The organism is Lacimonas salitolerans (assembly GCF_042677865.1).
Taxonomy (GTDB): Bacteria; Pseudomonadota; Alphaproteobacteria; order Rhodobacterales; family Rhodobacteraceae; genus Lutimaribacter; species Lutimaribacter salitolerans.
In genome coordinates, this window is record NZ_JBHUDD010000053.1 from 48,752 (window position 1) to 71,102 (window position 22,351).

Sequence of the window (22,351 nt, forward strand, 5' to 3'; positions counted from 1 at the left end):
AAGAGTTTTCACGAAAACTCTTTGCGTGCCTACAAACCGCCACTGGCATCGATCATCCGCAAAAGCGCGCGCGACAGATCGCGCTGGTCGCTGCACAGGTCCAGCACCACGTCGAAATGATTGCGCCCCTCGATCACCATGTGATCCACCGGATGCCCTGCCGCTTGCCACCCGTCGGCATAGGCACGGCATTGACGAGCAAAGCCCGCCGCCTCTTTCTCGGCCAGCGCGACAACCATCGGGCAGCCCTGCGCCGGGATATGGCGCAGCGGGCTGGTGTCGTGGATGTCCTGCGCATTCAGGTTCAGCCACGCCTGCGGCGCGGCCCGCGCGACCGGGGCCAGATCGAACAGCCCGCTGATCGGCATGCACCCCGCCAAGGCCTGCTGTGGCAGGTCAAACCCGCCCTGCCAGCCACCACTTGCCAGACAGGCCGCCAGATGCCCGCCCGCCGAACTGCCCACGGCAAAGATGCGCGTCCGGTCGATCCCCAGGCCATCGGCATTGTGCCAGACATGGGCCAGCGCCGCACGCATCTGGCGGGTGATCTCGGGCAGGCTGGCCTGCGGGGCCAGCGTGTAGTCGGGCACCACCGTCGCGACACCCTGCGCGGCCAGCATCGGAGCCATGAACCTCGAATGCTGCCGCGACAGCGCGCGCCAGTATCCGCCATGGATGAAGATCACCGCCGGTCGCCCGGTGCCCCCATCGCCCAGAATGTCTAGCCGCTCGCCACAGGGATCATAGACCACGCCCTCGGCTTCCATGAACAGCGCCGCCGCCTGATCGGAAAACCGAAAATACTCCGCGATGATCGCGTCGAACCGATCCCCCGAAACAGTTGCCCGCGCGTCGTAATCCGCCTCGATCAGTGCGGCGTCCAAATGGGCGTCGAATGTCATATGACAAGCCCGGACACGCGGTTCTCAATCAGCCGCACAAGGTTCAGCGCGGTCATCGCGCTGGACTTGGGATTGCCCGGCAGGGGATGATTCTCAAGTTCCACCAGCATCCGGCCGAACGTACCAGCCGCTTCGATCCTGTGCGTGTTATGCGCAGCCCCGGGATCGGCCACCAGCGCCACGCGGGTCCGGTCCAGCCCCAGACCGGCGAGCGAGGATATCACGGCCACGTTGGCATTCTGCGGAAACGCGTCCGCCGCCGCCCGCGCGGTGCCTTCGAAGAAAGTGCAAGGCGTTGTCAGCCCATGCAGATCGCACAGCCCTTCTGCCGCCGTGCCCGCCCATGCGGCGGCGGGTTTGGTCACGATATGCGTGACGCTGTCCAACCCCATCCGCGCCGCAGCCGACAGGGCATCCACGCCGCCAAGGGCCCCCGGCGGGATTAGGATGCGCGCGCCATTGGCCTGCGCCAACCCGCGCAACCGTGCCAGCACCGCGTCATCCACGAAGGCCGAGGTGGACGAGACCACGAAATCCGCCCCCATCTCCAGCGCGGCGCTGCCCCACGGATCTACGCTGGCCCGGCCCGCCGCCTCGACCACCAGCGTGGCGCCCGTGCCTGCCAGCGCATCCGGGTCGTCGATCACCTTGGCCCCGTCCGGCACATCGCGCGCGCGCGATGCGTCGCGCACGCCCACCGCCACGATCCGCACGGGTGCTGCGCGGTCGGCAAGCATTTGTGCCACCTGACCCGAGATCGCGCCCCAGCCGATCAGGGCGATGTCCTCAGACGCCGACATAGCCATGCACACGCTCGGCATCGCGGTCCAGATCGGCCCCCGATCCTGTCCAGACCACGTTGCCCTTTTCAAGGATGTAGTGCCTGTCCGCCAACCGTTTGAGCACGTTGATGTTCTTGTCGATCAGCAGGATCGACTGGCCCTGCGCCTTGAGCTGCTCGACCACGTGCCAGATTTCGGTCCGGATCACCGGGGCCAGACCTTCGGTCGCCTCGTCCAGGATAAGCAGCTTGGGGTTGGTCATCAGCGCGCGGCCCACTGCCAGCATCTGCTGCTCGCCACCCGACAGGGTGCCCGCCATCTGGTTCGCACGCTCCTGCATGCGCGGGAACAGGGCATAGACCTTGTCCAGCGTCCAGGGATCACTGCGTTTCAGCCGGTTGCCTGCCGTGGCGATCAGGTTTTCGCGCACGGTCAGGGTGGGAAACACCTGCCGCCCCTCGGGCACCAGACCCGCGCCCAGCCGCGCCACCTTTTCCGGGGCAGCGCCGTGGATATCGTTGCCGTCGAACACGATGCGCCCGGCCCTCGGCCCCAGCAGGCCCATGATACTGCGCACGGTCGTGGTCTTGCCCATCCCGTTGCGCCCCATCAGGGTGACAAGCTCGCCGTCGTTGACCTGCAACGACACGTCGAACAGCACCTGCGCCCGGCCATATCCCGCCTGCAATCCGTCAACCGTCAGCATCAGGCGTCCTCCGTTCCAAGGTAGGCCTCGCGCACACGCGGGTCGCCACGCACCTGATCGGCGGTGCCGGTCATGATGATCTGGCCGTAGACCAGCACCGAAATCCGGTCGGCCAGCGCAAACACCGCATCCATGTCATGTTCGACCAGCAGGATCGACAATTCGCCGCGCAGGGCTTTCAACGTCTCGATCATCTGCTGGCTTTCGACATGGCCCAACCCTGCCATCGGCTCGTCCAGCAGCAACAGGCGCGGCTGGGTCGCCAGCGCCATGATCAGTTCAAGCTGCTTTTTTTCGCCATGGCTCAGGTCGGCCACGATGTCATCCGGGCGTTCGGACAGCAGGCTGCCTTGCAGCAGGTGGTCGGTTTCCTCCCACACGGATGCGCGGCCCATGATGCGGTCAAACACCCGGAAATTGCCGCCGTCGCGGGCCTGCACGGCCAGACCCACGTTTTCGCGCACGGTGAAATCCTCCAGCAGGCAGGTCATCTGAAAGGTGCGGCCCAGCCCCAGATCGACCCGGTCGGGCGCGGCCATGTGGCTGATGTCGCGGCCGGCCAGATGGATCATGCCCGCATCCTGCCGCAGCTCGCCGCACAGCTGGTTGATCAGCGTCGATTTGCCCGCCCCGTTCGGTCCGATCAGGGCGTGGATTTCGCCGGTGTGCACGTCCAGCGACACGTTGTCGGTGGCCACCAGCCCGCCAAAGCGTTTCTGCAACCCTTCGATGCGCAGGATCTCGGTCATCCACGGCCCCCTTTCAGACGCTCGATCAGGCCAAGGATGCCGCCCTTGGTGAACAGCACCACCAGCAGCAGGATGATCCCCAGCCCAAGCTGCCAGTGCTCGGTCCAGTCGGCCAGATAGAATTCAAGGATCATGAAGGCCGCCGCGCCAAGGATAGGCCCAAAGAAGGTGCCAAGCCCGCCCAGGATCACCATGATGATCAGTTCGCCCGACTTGGTCCAGTGCATCATGTCGGGGCTGGCAAACCGCAGGAAGTTCGCCATCAGCGCCCCGGCCAGCCCCGCGCCCATGCCCGCCAGCACAAAGGCGTAAAGCTTGTAGCGATAGGTGGCGATGCCCATCGCCTCCATCCGGCGTTCGTTCTGGCGGATGCCTTTCAGGATCTGGCCGAAGGATGAATGGATGACCCGCCACATCAGTGCAAAATAGATCACCGCCACGGCAAGGATCACGTAATAGACCGTCAGCTTGTCGCGCATGTTCAGGCCCGGCAGCGTGTTGGCACGGCGCATGATGATGCCGTCCTCGCCGCCATAGGTGGTCAGCGACACAAACAGGAAAAAGATCATCTGCGCAAAGGCCAGCGTGATCATGATGAACTGCACGCCGCCGGTGCGCAGCGAAAGCGCGCCGATCAAAAGCGCGGCAAAGCCCGCGATCAGCATCGCCACCGGCAGGGTGATCAGCAACTGGGTAGAGCCGGGAAAGACGCCGAATATGGCGACTTCGCTGGCCGCGTGATGCGACAGGATGCCCACGGCATAGGCGCCCACCCCGAAGAACGCCGCATGGCCGAACGACACCATGCCGCCAAAGCCAAGGATCAGGTTCAGGCTGGCCGCTGCCATCGCATAGATCAGGATGCGCGCCGACAGGGTCTGCAAGGCGTTCTTGCCAAAGATATCGGCAAACAGCGGCATCGCGGCGAAGATCGCGATCAGCACGATGGGCAGGATCAGTTTGCGCATGATCTCAGGCCCCCGCCGCGAACAGGCCCTTGGGCCGGATCAGAAGAACAATCGCCATCAGCAGGAAAATCCCCATCGACGACACCGATGACCCGATGGCGTCGGCCTCGGACGGGGCCATGAACCCGCGCAGGATGGTGGGCAGATAGGCGCGCAGCATCGTGTCCACGACACCCAGACCGATGCCCGCCACGAACGCCCCCTTGATCGACCCGACACCGCCGATCACCACGACGACGAAGGTGGCCAGCAGGATTTCCTCGCCCATGCCGACCTGCACCGCCAGGATCGGCCCGGTCATGTAGCCGGCCAGCCCGGCCAGCAGCGCGCCAAGGCCAAACACGATGGTATAGAGCAGCCGCACATCCACCCCCAGCGCGCGCACCATGTCGCGGTTGGTCGAACCCGCCCGCACCAGCATGCCGACGCGGGTGCGGTTGATCAGGAAGTACAGACCCACGGCCACCAGCAGACCCGTGGCGATGATCAGCAGCCGGTAGGGTGGATAGAACAGCCCCGGCAGCAGCTCGATCGACCCCGACAGCCCGGCAGGCAGCGGGGTAAAGATCGGCTGGCGACCAAAGGTCAGCACGATCATCTGGTTGAAGATCAGGATCAGCGCGAATGTCGCCAGAACCTGATCCAGATGGTCGCGGGCATATAGTTTTCGCACCACCGTGGTTTCAATCAGGAATCCGAACAGCCCCGCGATGACCAGCGCGGCGGGCAAGCCGATCCAGAAACTGCCGGTCTGCGTGGCGACCCAAGTGCCGCCGAACGCCCCTATCATGTAAAGCGAGCCATGGGCCAGGTTGATAACCCCCATGATACCAAAGATCAGGGTCAGACCGGCGGCCAGAAGAAACAGCATGACACCGTATTGCAGCCCGTTCAGAAGCTGCTCGAGGAACAGGATCATGCCTGCCTCCTGCCTGTTGGGATGGGTTGAAAGCGTCAGGCCCCGGCGTGTGCCGCCGGGGCCGCGTGGCTTACATCTGGCACTGTTCGGCGTAGGCGTCGCCGTAGTTTTCCAGCAGGACTTCCTTGGTCACGGCGACCGGCTTGCCGTCTTCACCGGCGACGATGTCCAGCTGGTACCAGTTGTGCACCGGGTGCTGGTTGGGGCCGAACTTGAACTCGCCGCGTACCGAGTCAAAATCGGCCTTGCGCACGGCTTCGCGCAGGGCGTCGATGTCATCCACGCCGCCGGTTTCGCGCAGCGCCGAGGCGATCAGCAGCCCGGTGTCATAGCCCTGGCTGGCGTAGTAGGTGATCGGATGGTCGTATTTCTCGTCCCAGGCGGCGACAAAGGCCTTGTTCGACTCGTTGTCGAAATCGCGGTTCCAATGCGCGGTGGCGGTGATGCCGATGGCCGCGTCACCCACGGCATTCAGGACCACGGCATCGGTCGACGGCTCGGACAGAACCATGGGGATATTCCCCTGAAGACCCGCCTGGCTGTACTGCCGCAAAAAGGCGATGCCCATGCCGCCGGGGTGGAACTGGAACACCACCTCGGGGTCGGCGGCGCGGATCTGCGCCATCTCGGCCGAGTAATCGGTCTGGCCCAGTTGGGTGAAGATCTCGCTGACTTCACCCTCGAAGGTACGCTTGAACCCTTCGACCGCGTCCTTGCCCGCCTGATAGTTGGGGGCCAGCGCCATCGCGTTGGTATAGCCCAGCTTTTTCGCAGCAGCGCCTGCTGCCTCGTGCAGGGCGTCGTTCTGCCAGCTTACGACAAAGTAATTCTCGTGGCAGCCCTCACCGGCCAGGTTCGACGGCCCGGCGTTGGGGCTGATGTAGATCGCCCCGTTTTCCACGATCTCGGGCACGGTTGCGCCGGCCACGTTGGAAAAGATGATGCCGGTCAGCAGCTTCATGCCTTCGTCGTTCATGAACTTGTCGGCGATCTGGCGGCCATTGCCGGGCTTGAGCCCGTCATCCTCGACCACCAGCTCGACCGGCACGCCGCCCAGGCTGCCGCCTTCCATGTCGATGGCCAATTGAAGGCCGTCGCGCACGTCCTGCCCCAGATAGCCCGCAGGCCCCGACAGGGTGGTGATCACGCCGATCTTAACGGCCTCTTGCGCCACGGCCGGTGCGGCGATGGCAAAGCTGGCAAGCACACTTGCCGTTATCATCTTGGTCAGTTTCATCATTTACTCCCGGTTGGTATGGCCTTTTGCGGCCTGATTATCAGGGACGAATCCCCGTTATTTATTTCAAGCCTAAAAAATCCAGCGGAAACTTCAAGCCTGAAATATCTCTTACAGTTGCACCCAGCCTTCGGGCGGTTCCTTGCCCGGATGCATCGTGCCGCAGTTGGGACAGGTCCGCGCGTCCTCGTCGGCATAGAACGCCTGATAGATCGGCGGGAGGTCGTCGACGATAGACACCAGATCAACCTCGGCCCGGTGCACCCGCGCGTTGCACTCAAAACAATACCATTCGATCGCATCCAGCGCGCCCTCGGGGCGTTTGGGTTCGATCACCAGCCCGACCGAGCCTTCCTGCGGGCGCTGCGGGCTGTGGCGCATATGCGCGGGCAGCAGAAACACATCGCCCTCGCGGATCGGCACGTCGTAGAAATCGCCGGTTTCCGTGTCATGCAGCTTGAGCAGCATGTCACCCTTGAGCTGGTAGAAGAACTCTTCGACCGGATCGTCGTGGTAATCGGTGCGCTTGTTCGGGCCACCGACAACCGTGACCATCATGTCGCTGTCCTCGAACACCATCTTGTTGCCAACCGGCGGCTTCAGCAGATGCTGATGCTCGTCGATCCATTTCCTGAAATTGAACGCAGCCAGACGGGCCATCGGTCATCTCCCCTTCATGATTTCAGTGTTTCACAAGTTTTCCGCCCTGTCACAGGGTCAGGCCACAATTTTCAAACGCCACGCGCGTGGCGGCCTTTTCGTCCTCGGTCAGGTCCAGCAGCGGCGCGCGCACATGGCCGCCCACCTGTCCCAGCAGATCCTGCCAGTATTTCTGATGCGCGTGCGGCTTTTCGGCTGGGCGCGTCGATTTCAGCGCGTGGCGCACCGGATCAAGACTGGCCGCGACCTTGCGCGCCTCCTCCGCCTGTCCGGCAAAGGCCAGATCGGTATAGTCGCGCATCCGCCGGTCCTTGGCGGTCTGGATCAGGTAGGGCGGGGACGAGCACAGATACAGCTGCCAGTTCAGCTCCAGGATGTTGTCCAGCCATTCCTCTTCGCTGGCGGTGGACACAAGGATCTTGTCGCCCGCCAGGTCCGTCAGCCGCACGTACATGTCACGCGGGACCGAATACTTGATCGCCACCACGGTCTCGATCTCGGCCAGCCGCGCGCATAGCTCTGGCGACATCAGATACCCGCTGTCGGGATGCGACCAAAGGGCGATGCCGATATCCACCTTTTCGGCGATGGTTTCGTAGTACCGGATCAGGGTTTCATCCTGCGCCTTGTGGAAATGCAGGATCGGCGCGTGCACCACGATGTAATCTGCGCCGCAGTCCTGCGCGTGGCGGGCCAGGTCGATCACCACATCCATGTTCTGATCCGAACAGGACATGATCGTCTGCGCCCGTCCGTTGGCCGCCTGAACCGCCAGATCAAAGTTGCGCTTGCGCTCTTCGACCGACATCGAAAAGAACTCGCCCTGCTTGCCGGCGATGAAGAACCCGTCGATCCCAAGATCGTCGATCCAGTGATCCATGTTGGCGCGAAACCCGTCCTCGTCGATCGACCCGTCGGCGCGGAACGGCATCAGCGCGGCGGCCCAGATGCCGCGCATGGTGGCGCGGGAATGGGCCTTGGCGTCCTTGCGAGAGTATTTCATGTCGCCTCCTGTACTGAATTGATCGCGCGCCACAGGGTTTCCGACGTGGAGGGCAGCGGCAGATCGGTGTCGGTGAATGGAAGGATCGCATCCTGCAACGCGTTCAGGACGGCAGGCGGAACGGCGATACACCCGGCCTCGCCCACGCCCTTTGCGCCCAGCGGGTTGGCCGCACTTGGGGTGGGCAGCTTGTGCAGCGCCACGGCACGCGGCATGTCATTCGCGCGTGGCACGGCGTAATCCATCAGGCTGCCGGTCAGAAGCTGGCCATCGCCGTCATAGGCCAAACGTTCGGACAGGACACAGCCCAGCCCCTGCGCCAGCCCGCCCCACAACTGCCCCTGAACCAGCAGCGGGTTCACCACCGTTCCGGCATCGTCGATCCAGATCAGATCCTCGACCGTCACGCGGCCGGTCTCGCGGTCAATCGCCACCTGCGCCATCGCGGCACCGCTGGCCCAGGCTTCGTGCGCGGCAGTATAGGTTTCATCGGCGGTGCGGGCCGCCTCCGGCAGGCGCGCGGCGATCTGATCCCATGACAGATGAGAGCCGTTGACACAGGCCCCGCGCGCATCGGTTTCCAGATCGTTGACGCCCAGTGCGGTGGCGATCTGCGCGCGCAGGGTGATCGCCGCCAGCCGCATCGCGCTGCCGCCAATCGCGGTGGACCGGCTGGCCAGCGCACCAATGCCGTTGTCCAGATCGGCAGTGTCACCCGACCCCACATCGACGCAATCGGGCGAAACACCCAAGACATCGGCCACGATCTGCGCACAGGCGGTCTGCCGCCCCTGCCCCTGTGCCGAACTGCCCGTGTAGGCGATAAACCGTCCCTGCGGGGACAGCGAAACGCGCGCGGTCTCCCACCCCTGCCCGCAGGGTTCGATGTAAAGCGACAGGCCAAGCCCCACCACTTCGCCCGCGCGGCGCCGCTGCGCCTGATCTGCGCGGCGGGTGGCATACCCGGCGCGGATTTCCAGCGCGTCCAGCAGCGCGGCATAGTCGCCAGTGTCGATCCATTCGCCCGCAACAGACGGTCCCGGCACCCGCCCGTCTCGCAGGTTGCGGCGGCGCATGTCCAGCGGGTCGATCCCGGCCTTGTGCGCCGCCTTGTCCATCAGCCGCTCGATCAGCATCGCCGCCTCGGGGCGGCCTGCGCCGCGATAGATGTTCATCGGCGCGGTGTTGGACAGCCCCGCCGCCACATCCACCGTCACCGACGGGATGGCATACGGCCCCGGCAGGATGCGCCCCGCGTTGCGCGCCGGGGCATAGGCGCTGTAGGGCGTCCAGCTGCCAAGGTCGTAAGTCATCCGCGCTGTCAGGCTGGTGATCCGCCCGTCCGCGTCAATCCCCAGCGAGCCCTGGCTTTGCGCACCCCGGCCTTGGGTGGCGGCCATGAATTCATCCGAGCGGCTGGCCGTCCATTTCACCGGGAGGTTCAGATCGCGCGCGGCAAAGGCCACCATCGCATCCTCGGGGTAGATCGACGCCTTGCCACCGAACGCGCCGCCCACGTCGGGGGCAATCACCTGCACGGCGGCACGGTCCATCCCCAGGATACGCGCCAGATCGTCCCGCCCCCGGAACGGCGTCTGGGTCGCCATCCAGACCCGCAAGCCATCGCCCACAGGTTCGGCCAGACAGGCACGCGGCTCCATCGCAAAGGGGGCAACGCGGGCGTGATCGACGCGGGACGCGATGGTCATTGCGGGCGTATCCGCTGGACCGCCCCGCCATTGGGCGACAGGGGTTGTCGCGGTTTCGGCTTCGGTATCCTCGATCTCCAGCCAGATCACCTCGACCGCGTCGCGTGCGGCGTCACGACTGGTGGCAACGACGGCGGCGATGGGCTGACCCACATGAGTCACCGCGCCGCGCGCCAGCACATCAAAGGGGCGCATCGGCGCGCCGGGGATCAGGGCATTGACCGCAGATTGCCCCAACTCGCCCAGATCATCGGCGGTATAGACCGCCAGCACGCCCTCGCAATCACGCGCATCCGCCGCATCCAGCGCGGTTATGGTCCCTGAGGGGACAGTGCTGCGCAGAAACTCGACAAAGACACAGCCCTTTGGCGCGATGTCCTCGACAAACCGGCCCTGCCCGCGCAGCAGCGCCGGGTCCTCGCGCCGGGGCATGGCCTGCCCCATCCATGATGTCTGTTTGCCTGTGCCATCCATCCCACCATTAGGGCGCAGGATTTTTCATATCGCAATCAGACAGGATGATATAAATTCATAACCATTCTGATATGAAAAGCACATGATCATCACACTGCGCCAGATCACCGCCTTTCGCACCGTGGCCGAGCTGCACAGCTTTTCGCGCGCGGCCGAGCGGCTGGGCACGTCGCAACCCGCGCTGTCGGCCGTGATCCGTGATCTGGAAACCGCCCTTGGCGCGCGGCTGTTCGACCGCACCACCCGCCGCGTGGATCTGACCGAGGCGGGGGTAGCCTTTGCCGCCCATGCCCTGCCTGGGCTGGAGCAGATCGCCCGCGCCGTGGATCAGGTGCAGGACATGCGCGCGTTGCGCCAGGGGCTTGTGCGCGTGGCCGCCCCGCCGCTGCTGGCCGCCACCGCCCTGCCCCGCGTTCTGGCCGATCTGGCGCGCAGCCATCCCGGGATACAGATCAGGATCGCCGATCTGGGCACCGACGCGATCATGGCGCAAATCCGGACCGGTCAGGCCGACCTGGGCCTTGGCACCTTTCCGGCGGGCGAGGACGGGTTCGACCGTCTGCCGGTGCTGCGCGACGAGTTGATGGCCTTTGTCGCGGGCGACGATCCGGCGCAGACGCTGGACTGGACAGCACTTGCGCAGGGACCGTTTATCACCCTGACCCGCGAAAGCGGCATCCGCCTGCTGACCGAGGTGGGGTTCGAGACAGCACAAGCCCCGCTGCGCCCGGCGCATGAGGTGCATCAGATCGGCACCGCGCTGGCGCTGGTGGCCGCCGGGCTGGGCCGCGCGGTTCTCCCCGCCTATGCCCGCGCGGCGGCGGGGCAGGTGCGCGCCGTGCCCTTGACCGCGCCGGTGGTTGCCCGCGAAATCACCCTGATCACCGCACGCGACCGGGCGGCATCCCCGGCCACGCTGGCGGTGCGCGCCGCGATCCGGGGGGCGTTGCGCGCTAAAGGCTGATCGTGCCCACACTGGCCCCACCGCAGACATAGAGCACCTGCCCGGTGACAAAGCTGTTTTCGGGCGCACAGAAGAACAGGAACGCGTTCGACACATCCTCGGACCGGCCAAGGCGGCCCACAGGTATCCGCGCCGCCAGTTCTGCCTCGCGCGTTGATCCCTTGGGAATGATGCCCCAGAAATTGTCGGTCTGGATCGGGCCGGGGGCCACCACGTTGACGGTGATGCCGTGCGGTGCCAGTTCCAGCGCCCAGGTGCGCGCCATGCCGATCATCCCGGCCTTTGATGCCGCATAGGCGGTGCGCGTAGGCACGCCCAGTGCCGCGCGCGAGCCGTTGAACAGCACGCGACCGAATTGCCGTTCCTTCATGCGCGGCAGCACCGCTTGCAGCAGGGTCAGGGCGGAGCCAAGGTGCAGCTGCGCCAGCCCGGTGATGTCGGCAGGTGTGGCCTGTTCCAGAAGGTTGGGCCAGATCAGCCCGGCGTTGTGGATCAGATGCGTCACGCCACGGTCGGCCAGTTGCGCGGCGGTGGCCGCCACGGCCTCGGCGTCCAGCAGATCGACTGGCAGGGTCTCGAACCGCTCATGCGTGAAATCGGGCACATTGCGCGACAGGTTGATGACGCGGTAGTCACGCTCCAGCAGGCGTTGGGCAAGATCCAGCCCGATGCCCTTGGACGCGCCGGTGATGATGGCGGTTTGGGTCATTTCGTCCCTCCCGGCACCAGTGCCAGCACGCGCAGGGGGCTGCCGGTGCCACCCTTGATCTTGAGCGGCGGCGCGATCAGCACCGCTCCCGTGGCAGGCAGCCGATCAAGGTTGTTCAGGCATTGCAGCCCGTATTTCCCCGCCCCGTGCAGCAGGTAGTGCGCCGGATAGGGCGGATCGTAATGTGATCCCTGACCCGCATCCGTGCCCACACATTCGGTGCCGAACCCGCGAATGTCACGCTCCAGCAGCAGGCGGATCGCATCGGGCGTCGGGCCGGGGCTGTGCGGGCCATCCTCGGCCATGTTCAGGTACTCTGCCCCTCTGCGATAGGACCAGTCGGTGCGCATCAGCACCCATGACCCGGCGGGAATCCGGCCATGCTCGGCCTCCCAAGCCGCAATGATCCCGGGCGTCAGTTCGAAATCGTCGTCCCGCGCCGCCCCATCCGAGCAGTCGATCACGCAGACCGGGCCGATCAGATGCTCCGCCGGAATCTCGTCCACCGCACCATTCGGCCAGTCACGCCCCGAGACCCAATGGATCGGCGCGTCGAAATGCGTGCCGGTGTGTTCGTTCAGCGTCAGGTTATGCCAGCGCCATGCCGGGCCGCGATGGTCATAGGCGCTGACCTCTTCCATGCGAAAGCGCGCACATTGGCCAAATTCCGGCGGCAGGATGATCACCGGAAAATCGGGATCGAGGGCATGGGTCAGATCGACCACGCTTACTTCGCCGCCCGCCAGCGCGGTTGACAGGTCTGTCAGGATGCTCATGCGCCGCCCCCCGTGATTTCTCGTTCCAGTATGCCCGGATCGCGCTGCCAACGCTCGGCCAGATCGCGGGCCACGTCGCCGCAGAACACATCCTCGAGCCCGCGTTGCAGGCCATCGACGATGGATCGTGCCAGCGCCCTGGGCGCCACTTTGGGCGGCGGCAAGGGCTGGTGCCAGTCATCATCCGTCGGGCCGGTATAAACGCAGCCCATGCGCAAGCCGCTGGCGCGGAATTCGGCGCGCAGCGTCTGCGCGATCGACCGCGCGGCGGCCTGGCTGGCGTTGAAGGCCCCATAGGCCGGATCGGGGGACAGCGCATGGGCCGACAGGATGGTGACAAACGCGACCGAGGCGTTCACCCCATCCGCCGTGCGCCCCGCCATGCCGGTGCCAAAGGCCTGCGCCAGACGCATCAGGCCAAGGGCGTTCACCTCCATCTCGTCCCGTGCGGCGGTGGTGTCATGGCCCAGAACACCACCGGGGCGGATGTGCCGCGCGGTGTTGATCAGGACGTCGACCTTGCCGCCGATTTCGCTGGCGGCTTCTTTCAGGCTGTGGGAGTCGGTCACGTCCAGCGGCAGCAGGCTGACATTCTCCCGCCCCTCGATCGCGGTGATCCCATGCGGCCTGCGCCACATCTCGGGGACACCCGCAAAGACATGCGCGGCCCCAGCGGCGAACAGCGCGTCGATCAACGGGCGCGTGACGGGGTGCGTGGCGTCGGAAATCAGGATGCGGCGGTGTTTCGGATGCGTGCCCATTTCACGCAGCACAGGGTCGTCTTGCATATCGGCATCCTTGTCCATCGGCAGGGCCACCATCACGCCCTGCCCTGCGCGGTCCAGCCGCAATTCCATGCGCACCTTGTCGCCGCGGCTGACGCCCACCAGATGCGCCATCACCACCGGCCCGGCGTCCAGTTTCACCGATCCCATGCGCCACGGCAGACGCTCGCGGAAATACGGATCGGGCGAGGCATGGATGCGGGTTTCGGCCTGCAAAACCCCATACGGATGCGTATCTTTCCAGGGCAGATCATCCGACAGGCACACATGACAGGCATCGCGTGGCGGGTATTGCACCGCGCCACACCCGGCACAGTGCTGCAAGGCGAACCGTCCCTGCGCCGCTGCCACCGCCAGCCCCAGAGCCGCGCGCGAGCGCATTTCGGGCGGCAGGGTCGGCACACGGGTGCGGACCTGCGGATCTTTCTTTTTCGGGCGTTCCAGCGTCATGCCGCGCCCTCCAGTATCGCCACAGCGGAACAGACGCCGCGATCATAGTTGACCATGCCAAAGCCCGACACCATCGCCAGCCGTGCACCATCCACCTGCGTCGGCCCTGCACGGCCAGTCACCTGCCGGATCGCCTCGACCGTCCCCAGATAGCCGCCGGCCGCACCCGCCTGCCCGACCGACAACTGCCCGCCGCTGGTGTTGTGTGGGAAATCGCCGGTCACGGTCAGATCATGCGCCCGCACGAACTCGGGCGCCTGGCCCTTGGGGCAGAATCCCAGATCCTCGATCTGCATCATCGAGATGACGGGATAGTCGTCATAGGTTTGCAGCAGGTCCATATCCTGCGGCCCACACGCCGCTTGCGCATAGAGATCGTCGATATCCACCGCCCAGCCACCGCGCAACTGCACCGGATCGTCCGCATGGGCATTGTGCCGCTCGATACTGCCGCGCATCCGGGCAAAGGGCAGGCCACGCTTGCGCGCCTCATCCTCGCGCATGACCAGAAACGCCTCGGCCCCGGCGCAGGGCATGACGCAATCGAACAACGCCACGGGGTCCGAGATCATCCGCGCATTCAGGTACTCATCCAGCGTCAGCGGCTTTTTCATCAACGCATCTGGATTGCGCAGGGCGTTGGCCCGCTGCGCCACGGCGATGCGGCCAAAATCGGCGCGGGTGGCGCCGTACTCGGCCATGTAGGCATCCATGATCAGGGCGAAAGTCGCATTCGGCCCGCCAAAGCCATAGCCATAGGATGCATCCAGCGAGAACCGCGAAAAGGCCGACAAAAGCTGGCGGAAACTGTCGATCCGGTTGGCATCACCCGCCACGCAGGCCACGATATCGGCATCACCCGCCTGCACCGCGCGGGCGGCGCGGCGCGCGGCCACGACGCCGCTGGCCCCGCCCATCGGGATGCTGTCCAGATAGCGCAGGGTCAGGCCCAGATGCTGGGTCAGCCCCACCGGCGTGTCGGGAAACAGGGTGAAGGAACTGACCGACAGCCCATCAATATCGCGCGGGGTCAGTCCGCCCGCCTGCAAGGTGCCGCGCAGGGCCCGGGCGATCCAATAGTGCGCGGTTTCATGGGCATAGCGCACGTAAGGCACCGTGAACGGGCAGGTCAGCACCACACCGTCATAGTAATGAGCGGTCATGCGGCACCGCGTTTCTTGAGATGGCGCAGGTCGATGGTGGCGGGATCATCCAGCAGGCCAGTGGCCATGGTTTTCAACTGCGCGCGCTGGACCTTCTGCGTGGCAGTCAGCGGCAGCGCCGCGACGAACGCAATGAAGCCGGGGGCCTTGTAATAGGCCAGTTGGGTCAGGCACCAGTCGGTGATGGATTGGGCCAGATCTGGCGTGGGATCGTCGGTCACGATGCAGGCGAACACCTCGTCCCCGCGCACGGGGTCGGGCACGGCGGTGACGGCGGCGGCGCGCACGGCGGGGTGGCGCATCAGCACCGATTCAACCTCGACCGCGGCGATGTTTTCGCCCGAGCGGCGGATCACGTTCTTTTTGCGATCGACAAAGAACACCGACCCGTCGGCCTCTTGCCGCACGATGTCGCCGGTGTGGAACCATCCGCCCTGCCATGCCTCGTCCGTGGCCTGCGGGTTCTTGTAATACGCGGCGAAAAACCCGCGGCGCGGGTCGTCGCCTGCATGGCGCACCAGAAGCTCACCGGGGGCACCGCTCGTGTCATTGCCAGCCTCATCCACAATAAGCAGATCCAGGTCCGGCCCCGGTTTGCCAAGGCAGCTTTCGCCCACCCGGCGCGGCATCTGGTTGGCGCAGATCACGGCACCCGCGCCGGTTTCGGTCATCGCCCAGGCCTCGACCAGCGGAAACCCGAACCGCGCCTCGAAATCTGCGTGCAGCTTGGGATCGACGCCCGCGCCAAATCCGAAACTGACCGTATGGTTGGTGTCTTCAGGGCTGGCTGGCAGACCCATCAGCATCGAGGGCATGACGCCCAGATAGTGCAGGCAGGTCGCGCGGCTGTCCTGCACGGATTGCCACCATGTGCGCGGGTGAAACCGGTCCAGCGCAATCAGACAGCCGCCCACGGCGATCATCGCCATCAGCGAATAGGCCATCGCGTTCATGTGAAAGATCGGCAACGGAGTGATCATCCGCTCACCATCGGTGGTCAGTTCGCACAGCCCGCCCGCGTCGGCATACCAGCGCCCAGCCATCAGGAAATACGCGTTGGGCAGCACGCAGCCCTTGGGCTGGCCGGTGGTGCCGCTGGTGTACAGCATCGCGGCCTCGTTCCGCGCCAGCTGCGCCCCGTCGCGCGGGCGCGGCAGGGGGGCATCGGGCGTGATCGCGGGCATGTCCACGCCCGCCGCCTGCGCGGCCTGCATCAGGTCATCCACGCGGGTGGGGATACAGACCGCCAGCGCGGGTTCGGCGTGCCCCACCATATACGACAGTTCGGCCGCGCGCAGATCGGGGTTGACCGGCACGATGGAGGCCCCCAGCCGGTTCAGCGCCAGAAACCACAGGAAGAACGCAGGCCGGTTTTCCAGCAGCACCATCACCCGATGCCCCGCGCCATAGCCCGCCGCCGCCAGCCGGTCGGCCAGCGCATCGACCTGTGCTGCGGCCATGGCATAGCGTATGCTGCCCGCCTCGATCCCGTAGATGTCGGCAGTTTCCGGCAATACCGCCAGCATGTCGCGATCCGGCCAGCGCGCGGCACTGGCGGCAAAGGCCGCGTAGACGTTGGGACAATCGGGGGCGATCATGGCAGCAACTGGATATTGCCGAAGGCCGCATCGGAGTTCAGCAGGTCCACCCTTTTGTTGGCAATCCGCAGCGCGCCATCCAGCAGCCGCAACTCATGCGTGGCGGTCAGCGCCAGCAGGAACTGATCGTCCAGCCGGGTTTCGACGTAATGCATGCTGGTGTTGGTGACATAGCGCCCGGCGTCATGGTCCATCTCGTCCACGAACGGGCGCTGGATCACGTGGTGACAGCGGCTTTTGGGTTTCTGGCTGAAGGTGCGTGCGCCGGTCAGGCGCTGGACCCGCAGGCGCAGCATGAACATATCCTCATACAGCAGCGAGGTCACATGCAGCGGATCGGTCTGTTTCCAGTCCAGAGGCATCCAGTAATGGCCATCCTCCAGCCACAGCGCCAGCCATTCATCAAACCGACCCTCGTCCAGCATCCGGGCCTCGGCATAGATGAAATCGATCACGTCATCGCGGGTGATGGTCATTCCGCCGCCTCCTGCTGGCCCATGTCGGCGGTCATGAACTTGACCCAGGCGTGGAACTGGTTGCGCATCTGGCGTTCGGTGGTGCCGTTCTCGACGCGGGTCTCGTCGAAATCCTCGTCCTCTTCATACAGGCGCTGGATGTTGACCCATTCCATGCCGTCGGCATGCAGGCCTTCCTGGGCGCGCTCGTACATTTCCAGATCGTCATGGCCCACGATCGAGGTGGGCGCGTTGATCATCCGGTTGTACATCGCCGTGCGCGCCAGCAATTCATCCGGCGCATCGACCAGCCGGTAGATGTAGCTTTCCACCAGCGTCTTGTCGGCGGCCAGCGGGATGAACACGCGCAACTGCTGGATCGGCCCCTTGATCATGATGTTGGGGAAATAGACCGTGTTGTGCCGGTTCTCGCCCAGGATCGCCTTGGCCTTCTCGGCGCCATAGGTGTCGCTCAGCGCCTCGAAATAGCCCGGAATGGCAGAGTAGTTCGAATGGATCGAGTGATTGACCCCGGTGTGCCCGTGCCCGTTGGGCCAGGTCCGTATCCCCATGTTTTCAAAGAACTCATAGGGCGACATGAAGGGGGCGATGATCTCCATCGCGGGGGGCTTTGGGTCATCCTCGGAATAACCCATCTCTTTCCAGATCTGCACCGCCGTGCCTGCGCTGCTTTCATGGGCCACCATCGGATGACAGGTATCGGTCTGGTTCTCGGCCAGCATTTTCCAGTTGCACTGATGCATGTAACGCAACGGCGGGCCTGCGACCTCGAGCCGCCCCGCCGGGGAGCGATCCACCATGTTGTCGAGAGAGGACAGGCTGTCGCCAAAGAAGTCATCAAACGAAATCCCCTCCTCGGCCAGCCGCGCAAAGACGAAACCGCGATGATTGTGCACCGCGCCCACGGCTTTCATCCCCTGACCGCTTTGCGATTGGTCCAGCCCGGTGCCCTCGTATCCCTTTTTCAGGGGGATCGCCAAAAGGCAGCCATCGGTCTTGAAAGACCACGCGTGATAGGGGCAGCGAAAGAACTTGCCGGTGTTGCCGGTGCGGTCGATGGCGATCTTGGTGCCCTTGTGCGGGCAGCGGTTGTAGAGCACCTTGATCTCGTTATCGGTGTGGCGCACCATGATCACCGGCTGATCCCCGATCTGCGTGGTGAAATAATCGCCCTTGTTCGGGACCTGGCTGTCATGGCCCACGAACACCCAAGCGTTGGCGAACAGGTGCTTCATCTCCAGCCGAAAAACCTCGGCGTCGATGTAGACATCGCGGTGCACCTCGCGGCCGCGCACAAGGGCTGCGACAGCAGCGGGGTTGTCGGTGTAACGTGTCATCTTGGTCTCCCTTACAGGTCCAGAACCAGCCGGGCCGATCTGGCGCGGCTGACGCAGATTTGCATGACCTTGCCTTCGGACCTTTCGGCATCCGACAGGACCACGTCGCGGTGATCAGGGGTTCCGGAAATCACGTCGGTCTGGCAGATGCCGCAATCGCCGCGCTGGCAATCATAGATCAGATCGTGACCGGCGGCTTCCAGCGCCTGAATGATGCTTTGATCGGGGGGCACGGTGATCACCTTGCCGCTGCTGGCAATTTCGACCTCGAAGGCGGTGTCGCCCGCGGCCTGCGCCGCGTTGTCGAACAGCTCGACATGCACGCGGTCCGCCGGAATACCCGCTGTTGCAGCCTTGGCGCGGGCAGCGTCGATCATGCCGCGCGGACCGCAGATATAAAGATGCCCCGCCCCCAACGCGCCGATCACTGCGTCCAGATCCAGCGCGCTGCTGTCATCGTCGCAATGGATGTGCAGGGCATCGCCCAGACTGTCGGCCAGATCGTCGGCAAAGGCCATCATCCCACGGCTGCGCCCGGCATAGTGCAGCGTGACCGGCGTGCCCGCCGCGCGCAGCGCGTGCGCCATCGAGATCATCGGCGTGATACCGATCCCGCCTGCCAGCAGCACCGCAGGGGCATCGGGCGTGACGGGGAAATCGCATTTGGGCGGGGTCACTGCAATTTCGTCGCCCTCGGTCAGCGCATGCATGTGGCGCGACCCGCCGGTGCCGTCCTCTTCGCGTTGCACGGCGATCGTATAGGCCGCGCCGCTGCGCGTGTCGTCCCATGCGATCAGCGAATAGGCCCGGTCACCCCCCGGCACCTCCACGCGAATATGCGCGCCCGCGTCCCACACGGGCAGGTCCGCGCTGTCAGGGGCGGTCAGGGTGAATTCCGAAATCCGGTCTGTCAGCGGGCGAATGCGCGCGATGCGCAGCTTGCTTTGGGTCATGTTGGTCTCCGTTCAAATAAATATGAATTTTCATATAAAATCGGTCAAGACTTTTCTTTGGCAGGTCCGCCAGGCCGGTTTACGTTGACTTTCCGGGCATTTCCCGGCTTTTCAAAGGCCCGCGACACGAAAGGCCGAACATGCCGCAGACGACCGATACCGATGATGCCACGACCGACGGATTCGTTTCGGATTACCTGCTGTACCTTCTGGCCGCCGCGTCCGAATCTGCCAGCGCGCAGTTCCACGACTATGTGCGCAGCCACGGGTTGCGCGTGCCGGAATGGCGGGTGCTGGCCTGGCTGCATGACCGCGACGGCGAGATGATCACCCGGCTGGCGCGCGTGTCACTGTTCGAACAGTCGCGCCTGACCAAGATCATCATCCAGATGGAAGAGCGCGGGCTTGTCACCCGCGCCGGAGATGCGCAGGATCGTCGCCGTGTGCGGGTTTGGCTGACCGATGCGGGCCGCGCCCTTGCACAACGGCTGGTCAGGGATGCGCGCGCGCACGAATCCGGTTTGCTGGACAAGCTGGAGGGCGGCGATGCCGCGCGGCTGAAACAGGCGCTGTCGGCCTTGCTGAAGGCGCTGGAGCCCGACGCCTAAGCCATCACCGCAGGCAGGCACGCATAGCCGCGAAACCGCATCCGCCCGCCCAGGGCGCGCCCCGGCAGGATGCGGTAGTCGGGAAAGCGTTCCAGCAGCCGCGCGATGGCGATCTTGCCCTCCAGCCGCGCCAGCGTCAGCCCCACGCAGACATGCGGCCCGCCCGCAAAGGCCAGGTGCCGGTTGGGCTTGCGCGTGATGTCGAACCGATCCGGCGCGTCGAACACGGCCCCGTCGCGGTTGGCGGCCGCGATCACCAGATGCAGGTTGGTGCCCGAAGGTATGCGCAGATCGTCGAATGTGACCTCGGCGGTGGTTTCGCGATTGCCCAACTGATTGGGCGAGGCGCATCGCAGCATTTCCTCGACCGCCGGGGCGATCAGGGTCGGATCGTCCAGCAGGCGCTCCTTTTGGTCAGGGTGATCGTGCAACAGGGCCAGTCCGTTTCCGATCAGGTTGGTGGTGGTTTCGTGGCCAGCGTTCAGGATGAAGATGCAGTTTTGCAGCAGTTCGACCTCGCTCAGTTGCCCGTCCGCGCCCTCGCCCCGGATCAGGCGGGTCAGCACGTCAATCTCGGGGTCGCCGGGATTGGCGCGGCGGCGGGCGACAAGATCCTGCAGATAGGCCTTGAAGGCGGTCACGCTGTCATGGCCGCGCTGCAATTGCGCGTCAGTCAGGGTGGGTTCAAGCGCGCCAAGGATCGCCAGCGACCAGTCGCGCAGCGGTCCCCGCTCGTCCATCGGCACGTCCAGCAGGTTGCCGATGATCTGGATCGGAATCGAACTGGCGAAATCCTCGATCAGGTCCACCTCGCGCTTGTCCGCCATCGCGTCCAGCAGGTGATCGACGGTCGCCCTCAATCCCGGCTCCATCCGGGCAATCGCACGCGGGGTCAGCGCCGAGGTCATGATCTTGCGCACCCGCGTGTGCAGCGGCGGATCGTTGAACACCAGCGACGTGGTGTGATGCTCGTAGAGCGGGCTGCCGGGCCCATATTTGGGCGCAAACGCGGCCTTCTTGTCCGAGGAATACAGCGTCGTGTCCTTGTACACACGCTCAAGATCGGCGTGACGCGTCAGGATCACGGAACCGTCGGGCTGCGACAGGACCGGCGCATGGGTCAGGAGCGCATCATACCACGGAAACGGGTTATCCACGAACCCCGGCGGCGGCGCGGCCAGATCAAAGGCGCGCGCCTGATTGGCGGTGATGGCTGTCATGCGGTGTCCCCTCCCAGGTATGGCCAAGCAAATCCTTGACAGAAAAACCGACCGTATGGTCAGCTTTGCAGAATACAGGTTCACAAACCAGTGATTCTGTGGATATATGAAATTGCATATAATTGCCGGGCGCAAGCGATCCGGCACGCCAACAGGGAGGAAACAGAATGAAACTGACCCAGCTTATGGCCAGCGCGGCCATTGCCGTGGTGGCAGCCACGGCCAGCTATGCCAAGGAAAACCTGATTATTTCCAGCTGGTTGCCGCCCAGCCATCCGATCAACGTCGACATGCTGGAAGGCCTGATCGACATGATGGAAGAGGCAACAGACGGCGAAGTGACCGGCGAATTGAAACTGGGTCTGGCACCCCCGCCGGCACAGATGGACCTGGTCATGGACGGCGCGGCCGACATGACGATCATCTTTCACGGCTACCAGCCGGGCCGTTTTGTCGGCACCAAGCTGATCGAGCTGCCGGGCTACGAAGGCAGCGCCGAGGCCGCATCGGTTGCCTACTGGCGCGTGCAGGAGGCATTCCTCGACCAGCTTGACGAGCATCGCGGCGTCAAGCTGATCGGCCTGTCGACCCATGGCCCGGGGCAGATCCACTCGAACAAGGCGGTGACCACGCTGGACGAACTCAACGGCCTGAAAACCCGTCTGGGCGGTGGTGTTTCGGCGGATGTCGCGGCAGAACTGGGCCTGATCGGCATCCAGGTGCCCGCGCCCAAGGTCTATGAAACGCTTGACAGCGGGGCCGCTGATGGCGTCGCCATGAACATGGGCGAGCGGACCAGCTTCAAGCTGAACGAGGTTGCCAAGAACGTCTATGAAATCCCCGGCGGGTTCTACCGCGGGTCTTTCGCCGTTCTGATGAGCCAGGAGAAGTTCGACGCCCTGCCCGAATCCGCGCAAAAGGCGCTTGAGGACAACGTGTTCGGCGAACCCTTCAGCCGGATGATGGGCAAGGCATGGGACGCCAGCGACGAGCGCGCCCGCGCCGAGACCGAAGCCGCCGAGGACAACACCATCGTCACCGCCTCGGAAGAGGATCAGGCGAAGTTCGCCGAAATGGCCGCCCGGGTGCGCGACAAGATCCTGGCCGAGATCGAGGCCGCAGGCATCGATGCGCAGGCCGCGCATGAGATGGTCAAGGCCGAGATGGCCAAAGAATCCTCGATGTAATGCAATACGAAAGGGC

Annotated in this window: 22 protein-coding genes; 3 read left to right on the forward strand and 19 right to left on the reverse strand. The window is 64.8% G+C overall.

Going from position 1 to position 22,351, the window contains the following annotated elements; translation table 11 throughout:
* Positions 1 to 29: 29 nt before the first annotated feature.
* From ACFTOW_RS09545 to ACFTOW_RS09590, 10 genes are all read right to left on the reverse strand, one after another.
* Entirely contained in the window at positions 30 to 902 is an 873-nt protein-coding gene (locus tag ACFTOW_RS09545) for an alpha/beta hydrolase (RefSeq protein WP_379915015.1), read from the reverse strand.
* Positions 899 to 1,702: an aspartate dehydrogenase gene (locus ACFTOW_RS09550; protein WP_379915017.1), complete on the reverse strand. Its 804-nt coding sequence runs from the start codon at positions 1,700 to 1,702 to the stop codon at positions 899 to 901. The genes ACFTOW_RS09545 and ACFTOW_RS09550 overlap by 4 nt, the downstream gene beginning before the upstream one ends.
* Complete coding sequence (locus ACFTOW_RS09555; RefSeq protein ID WP_379915019.1) at positions 1,689 to 2,390, reverse strand: ABC transporter ATP-binding protein; 702 nt, start codon at positions 2,388 to 2,390, stop codon at positions 1,689 to 1,691. Before ACFTOW_RS09555 ends, ACFTOW_RS09550 begins: the two co-directional genes overlap by 14 nt.
* A complete protein-coding gene (locus tag ACFTOW_RS09560; RefSeq protein WP_379915021.1) occupies positions 2,390 to 3,139 on the reverse strand; it encodes an ABC transporter ATP-binding protein in 750 nt (249 codons plus the stop codon). Before ACFTOW_RS09560 ends, ACFTOW_RS09555 begins: the two co-directional genes overlap by 1 nt.
* Positions 3,136 to 4,107, reverse strand: coding sequence for a branched-chain amino acid ABC transporter permease (locus tag ACFTOW_RS09565; RefSeq protein ID WP_379915023.1), 972 nt, complete (start codon positions 4,105 to 4,107; stop codon positions 3,136 to 3,138). The genes ACFTOW_RS09560 and ACFTOW_RS09565 overlap by 4 nt, the downstream gene beginning before the upstream one ends.
* Positions 4,108 to 4,111: 4 nt before the next feature.
* Positions 4,112 to 5,026: a branched-chain amino acid ABC transporter permease gene (locus tag ACFTOW_RS09570; protein ID WP_379915025.1), complete on the reverse strand. Its 915-nt coding sequence runs from the start codon at positions 5,024 to 5,026 to the stop codon at positions 4,112 to 4,114.
* 70 nt (positions 5,027 to 5,096) lie between these two features.
* Positions 5,097 to 6,263: an ABC transporter substrate-binding protein gene (locus ACFTOW_RS09575; RefSeq protein WP_379915027.1), complete on the reverse strand. Its 1,167-nt coding sequence runs from the start codon at positions 6,261 to 6,263 to the stop codon at positions 5,097 to 5,099.
* A gap of 111 nt (positions 6,264 to 6,374) precedes the next feature.
* On the reverse strand, positions 6,375 to 6,923 hold the full coding sequence (locus tag ACFTOW_RS09580) for a 3-hydroxyanthranilate 3,4-dioxygenase (RefSeq protein WP_379915029.1): 549 nt from the start codon (positions 6,921 to 6,923) through the stop codon (positions 6,375 to 6,377).
* A 49-nt stretch (positions 6,924 to 6,972) separates the two neighbouring features.
* Positions 6,973 to 7,926: a dihydrodipicolinate synthase family protein gene (locus ACFTOW_RS09585; protein WP_379915031.1), complete on the reverse strand. Its 954-nt coding sequence runs from the start codon at positions 7,924 to 7,926 to the stop codon at positions 6,973 to 6,975.
* Positions 7,923 to 10,109, reverse strand: coding sequence for a xanthine dehydrogenase family protein molybdopterin-binding subunit (locus ACFTOW_RS09590; RefSeq protein WP_379915033.1), 2,187 nt, complete (start codon positions 10,107 to 10,109; stop codon positions 7,923 to 7,925). Before ACFTOW_RS09590 ends, ACFTOW_RS09585 begins: the two co-directional genes overlap by 4 nt.
* A gap of 82 nt (positions 10,110 to 10,191) precedes the next feature.
* Between ACFTOW_RS09590 and ACFTOW_RS09595 the strand changes: the two genes are divergently transcribed.
* A complete protein-coding gene (locus tag ACFTOW_RS09595) occupies positions 10,192 to 11,073 on the forward strand; it encodes a LysR family transcriptional regulator (RefSeq protein WP_379915036.1) in 882 nt (293 codons plus the stop codon).
* Here ACFTOW_RS09595 and ACFTOW_RS09600 read toward each other — a convergent pair.
* Genes ACFTOW_RS09600 through ACFTOW_RS09635 form a run of 8 tightly spaced genes read right to left on the reverse strand, consistent with a single transcriptional unit; the run spans position 11,063 to position 19,320 of the window.
* Positions 11,063 to 11,782, reverse strand: a complete 720-nt coding sequence (locus ACFTOW_RS09600) for an SDR family NAD(P)-dependent oxidoreductase (protein ID WP_379915038.1) — start codon at positions 11,780 to 11,782, stop codon at positions 11,063 to 11,065. The genes ACFTOW_RS09595 and ACFTOW_RS09600 overlap by 11 nt on opposite strands.
* Positions 11,779 to 12,558 carry a cyclase family protein gene (locus ACFTOW_RS09605; protein WP_379915040.1) on the reverse strand — a complete coding sequence of 260 codons (780 nt, stop codon included), beginning with the start codon at positions 12,556 to 12,558 and terminating at the stop codon, positions 11,779 to 11,781. The genes ACFTOW_RS09600 and ACFTOW_RS09605 overlap by 4 nt, the downstream gene beginning before the upstream one ends.
* Complete coding sequence (locus ACFTOW_RS09610; protein ID WP_379915042.1) at positions 12,555 to 13,793, reverse strand: SDR family NAD(P)-dependent oxidoreductase; 1,239 nt, start codon at positions 13,791 to 13,793, stop codon at positions 12,555 to 12,557. The genes ACFTOW_RS09605 and ACFTOW_RS09610 overlap by 4 nt, the downstream gene beginning before the upstream one ends.
* The gene (locus ACFTOW_RS09615) at positions 13,790 to 14,956 is read right to left on the reverse strand and encodes a thiolase family protein (protein ID WP_379915044.1); all 1,167 of its coding nucleotides are present in this window, start codon (positions 14,954 to 14,956) and stop codon (positions 13,790 to 13,792) included. The genes ACFTOW_RS09610 and ACFTOW_RS09615 overlap by 4 nt, the downstream gene beginning before the upstream one ends.
* Entirely contained in the window at positions 14,953 to 16,554 is a 1,602-nt protein-coding gene (locus tag ACFTOW_RS09620) for an AMP-binding protein (protein ID WP_379915046.1), read from the reverse strand. The genes ACFTOW_RS09615 and ACFTOW_RS09620 overlap by 4 nt, the downstream gene beginning before the upstream one ends.
* The gene (locus tag ACFTOW_RS09625) at positions 16,551 to 17,030 is read right to left on the reverse strand and encodes an aromatic-ring-hydroxylating dioxygenase subunit beta (RefSeq protein ID WP_379915048.1); all 480 of its coding nucleotides are present in this window, start codon (positions 17,028 to 17,030) and stop codon (positions 16,551 to 16,553) included. Before ACFTOW_RS09625 ends, ACFTOW_RS09620 begins: the two co-directional genes overlap by 4 nt.
* On the reverse strand, positions 17,027 to 18,367 hold the full coding sequence (locus ACFTOW_RS09630; RefSeq protein ID WP_379915050.1) for an aromatic ring-hydroxylating dioxygenase subunit alpha: 1,341 nt from the start codon (positions 18,365 to 18,367) through the stop codon (positions 17,027 to 17,029). Before ACFTOW_RS09630 ends, ACFTOW_RS09625 begins: the two co-directional genes overlap by 4 nt.
* 11 nt (positions 18,368 to 18,378) lie before the next feature.
* Positions 18,379 to 19,320 (reverse strand): PDR/VanB family oxidoreductase, encoded by a 942-nt coding sequence (locus tag ACFTOW_RS09635; RefSeq protein ID WP_379915052.1) that lies wholly within the window; start codon positions 19,318 to 19,320, stop codon positions 18,379 to 18,381.
* 140 nt (positions 19,321 to 19,460) lie between these two features.
* On the opposite strand from ACFTOW_RS09635, the gene ACFTOW_RS09640 reads away from it, so the two are divergent.
* Positions 19,461 to 19,928, forward strand: a complete 468-nt coding sequence (locus tag ACFTOW_RS09640; protein WP_379915054.1) for a MarR family winged helix-turn-helix transcriptional regulator — start codon at positions 19,461 to 19,463, stop codon at positions 19,926 to 19,928.
* Here the strand turns inward: ACFTOW_RS09640 and ACFTOW_RS09645 are convergent.
* The gene (locus ACFTOW_RS09645) at positions 19,925 to 21,148 is read right to left on the reverse strand and encodes a cytochrome P450 (RefSeq protein WP_379915056.1); all 1,224 of its coding nucleotides are present in this window, start codon (positions 21,146 to 21,148) and stop codon (positions 19,925 to 19,927) included. The two genes, ACFTOW_RS09640 and ACFTOW_RS09645, sit on opposite strands and share 4 nt — an antisense overlap.
* 167 nt (positions 21,149 to 21,315) lie before the next feature.
* On the opposite strand from ACFTOW_RS09645, the gene ACFTOW_RS09650 reads away from it, so the two are divergent.
* Entirely contained in the window at positions 21,316 to 22,335 is a 1,020-nt protein-coding gene (locus tag ACFTOW_RS09650; RefSeq protein ID WP_379915058.1) for a TRAP transporter substrate-binding protein, read from the forward strand.
* Positions 22,336 to 22,351: the final 16 nt, after the last annotated feature.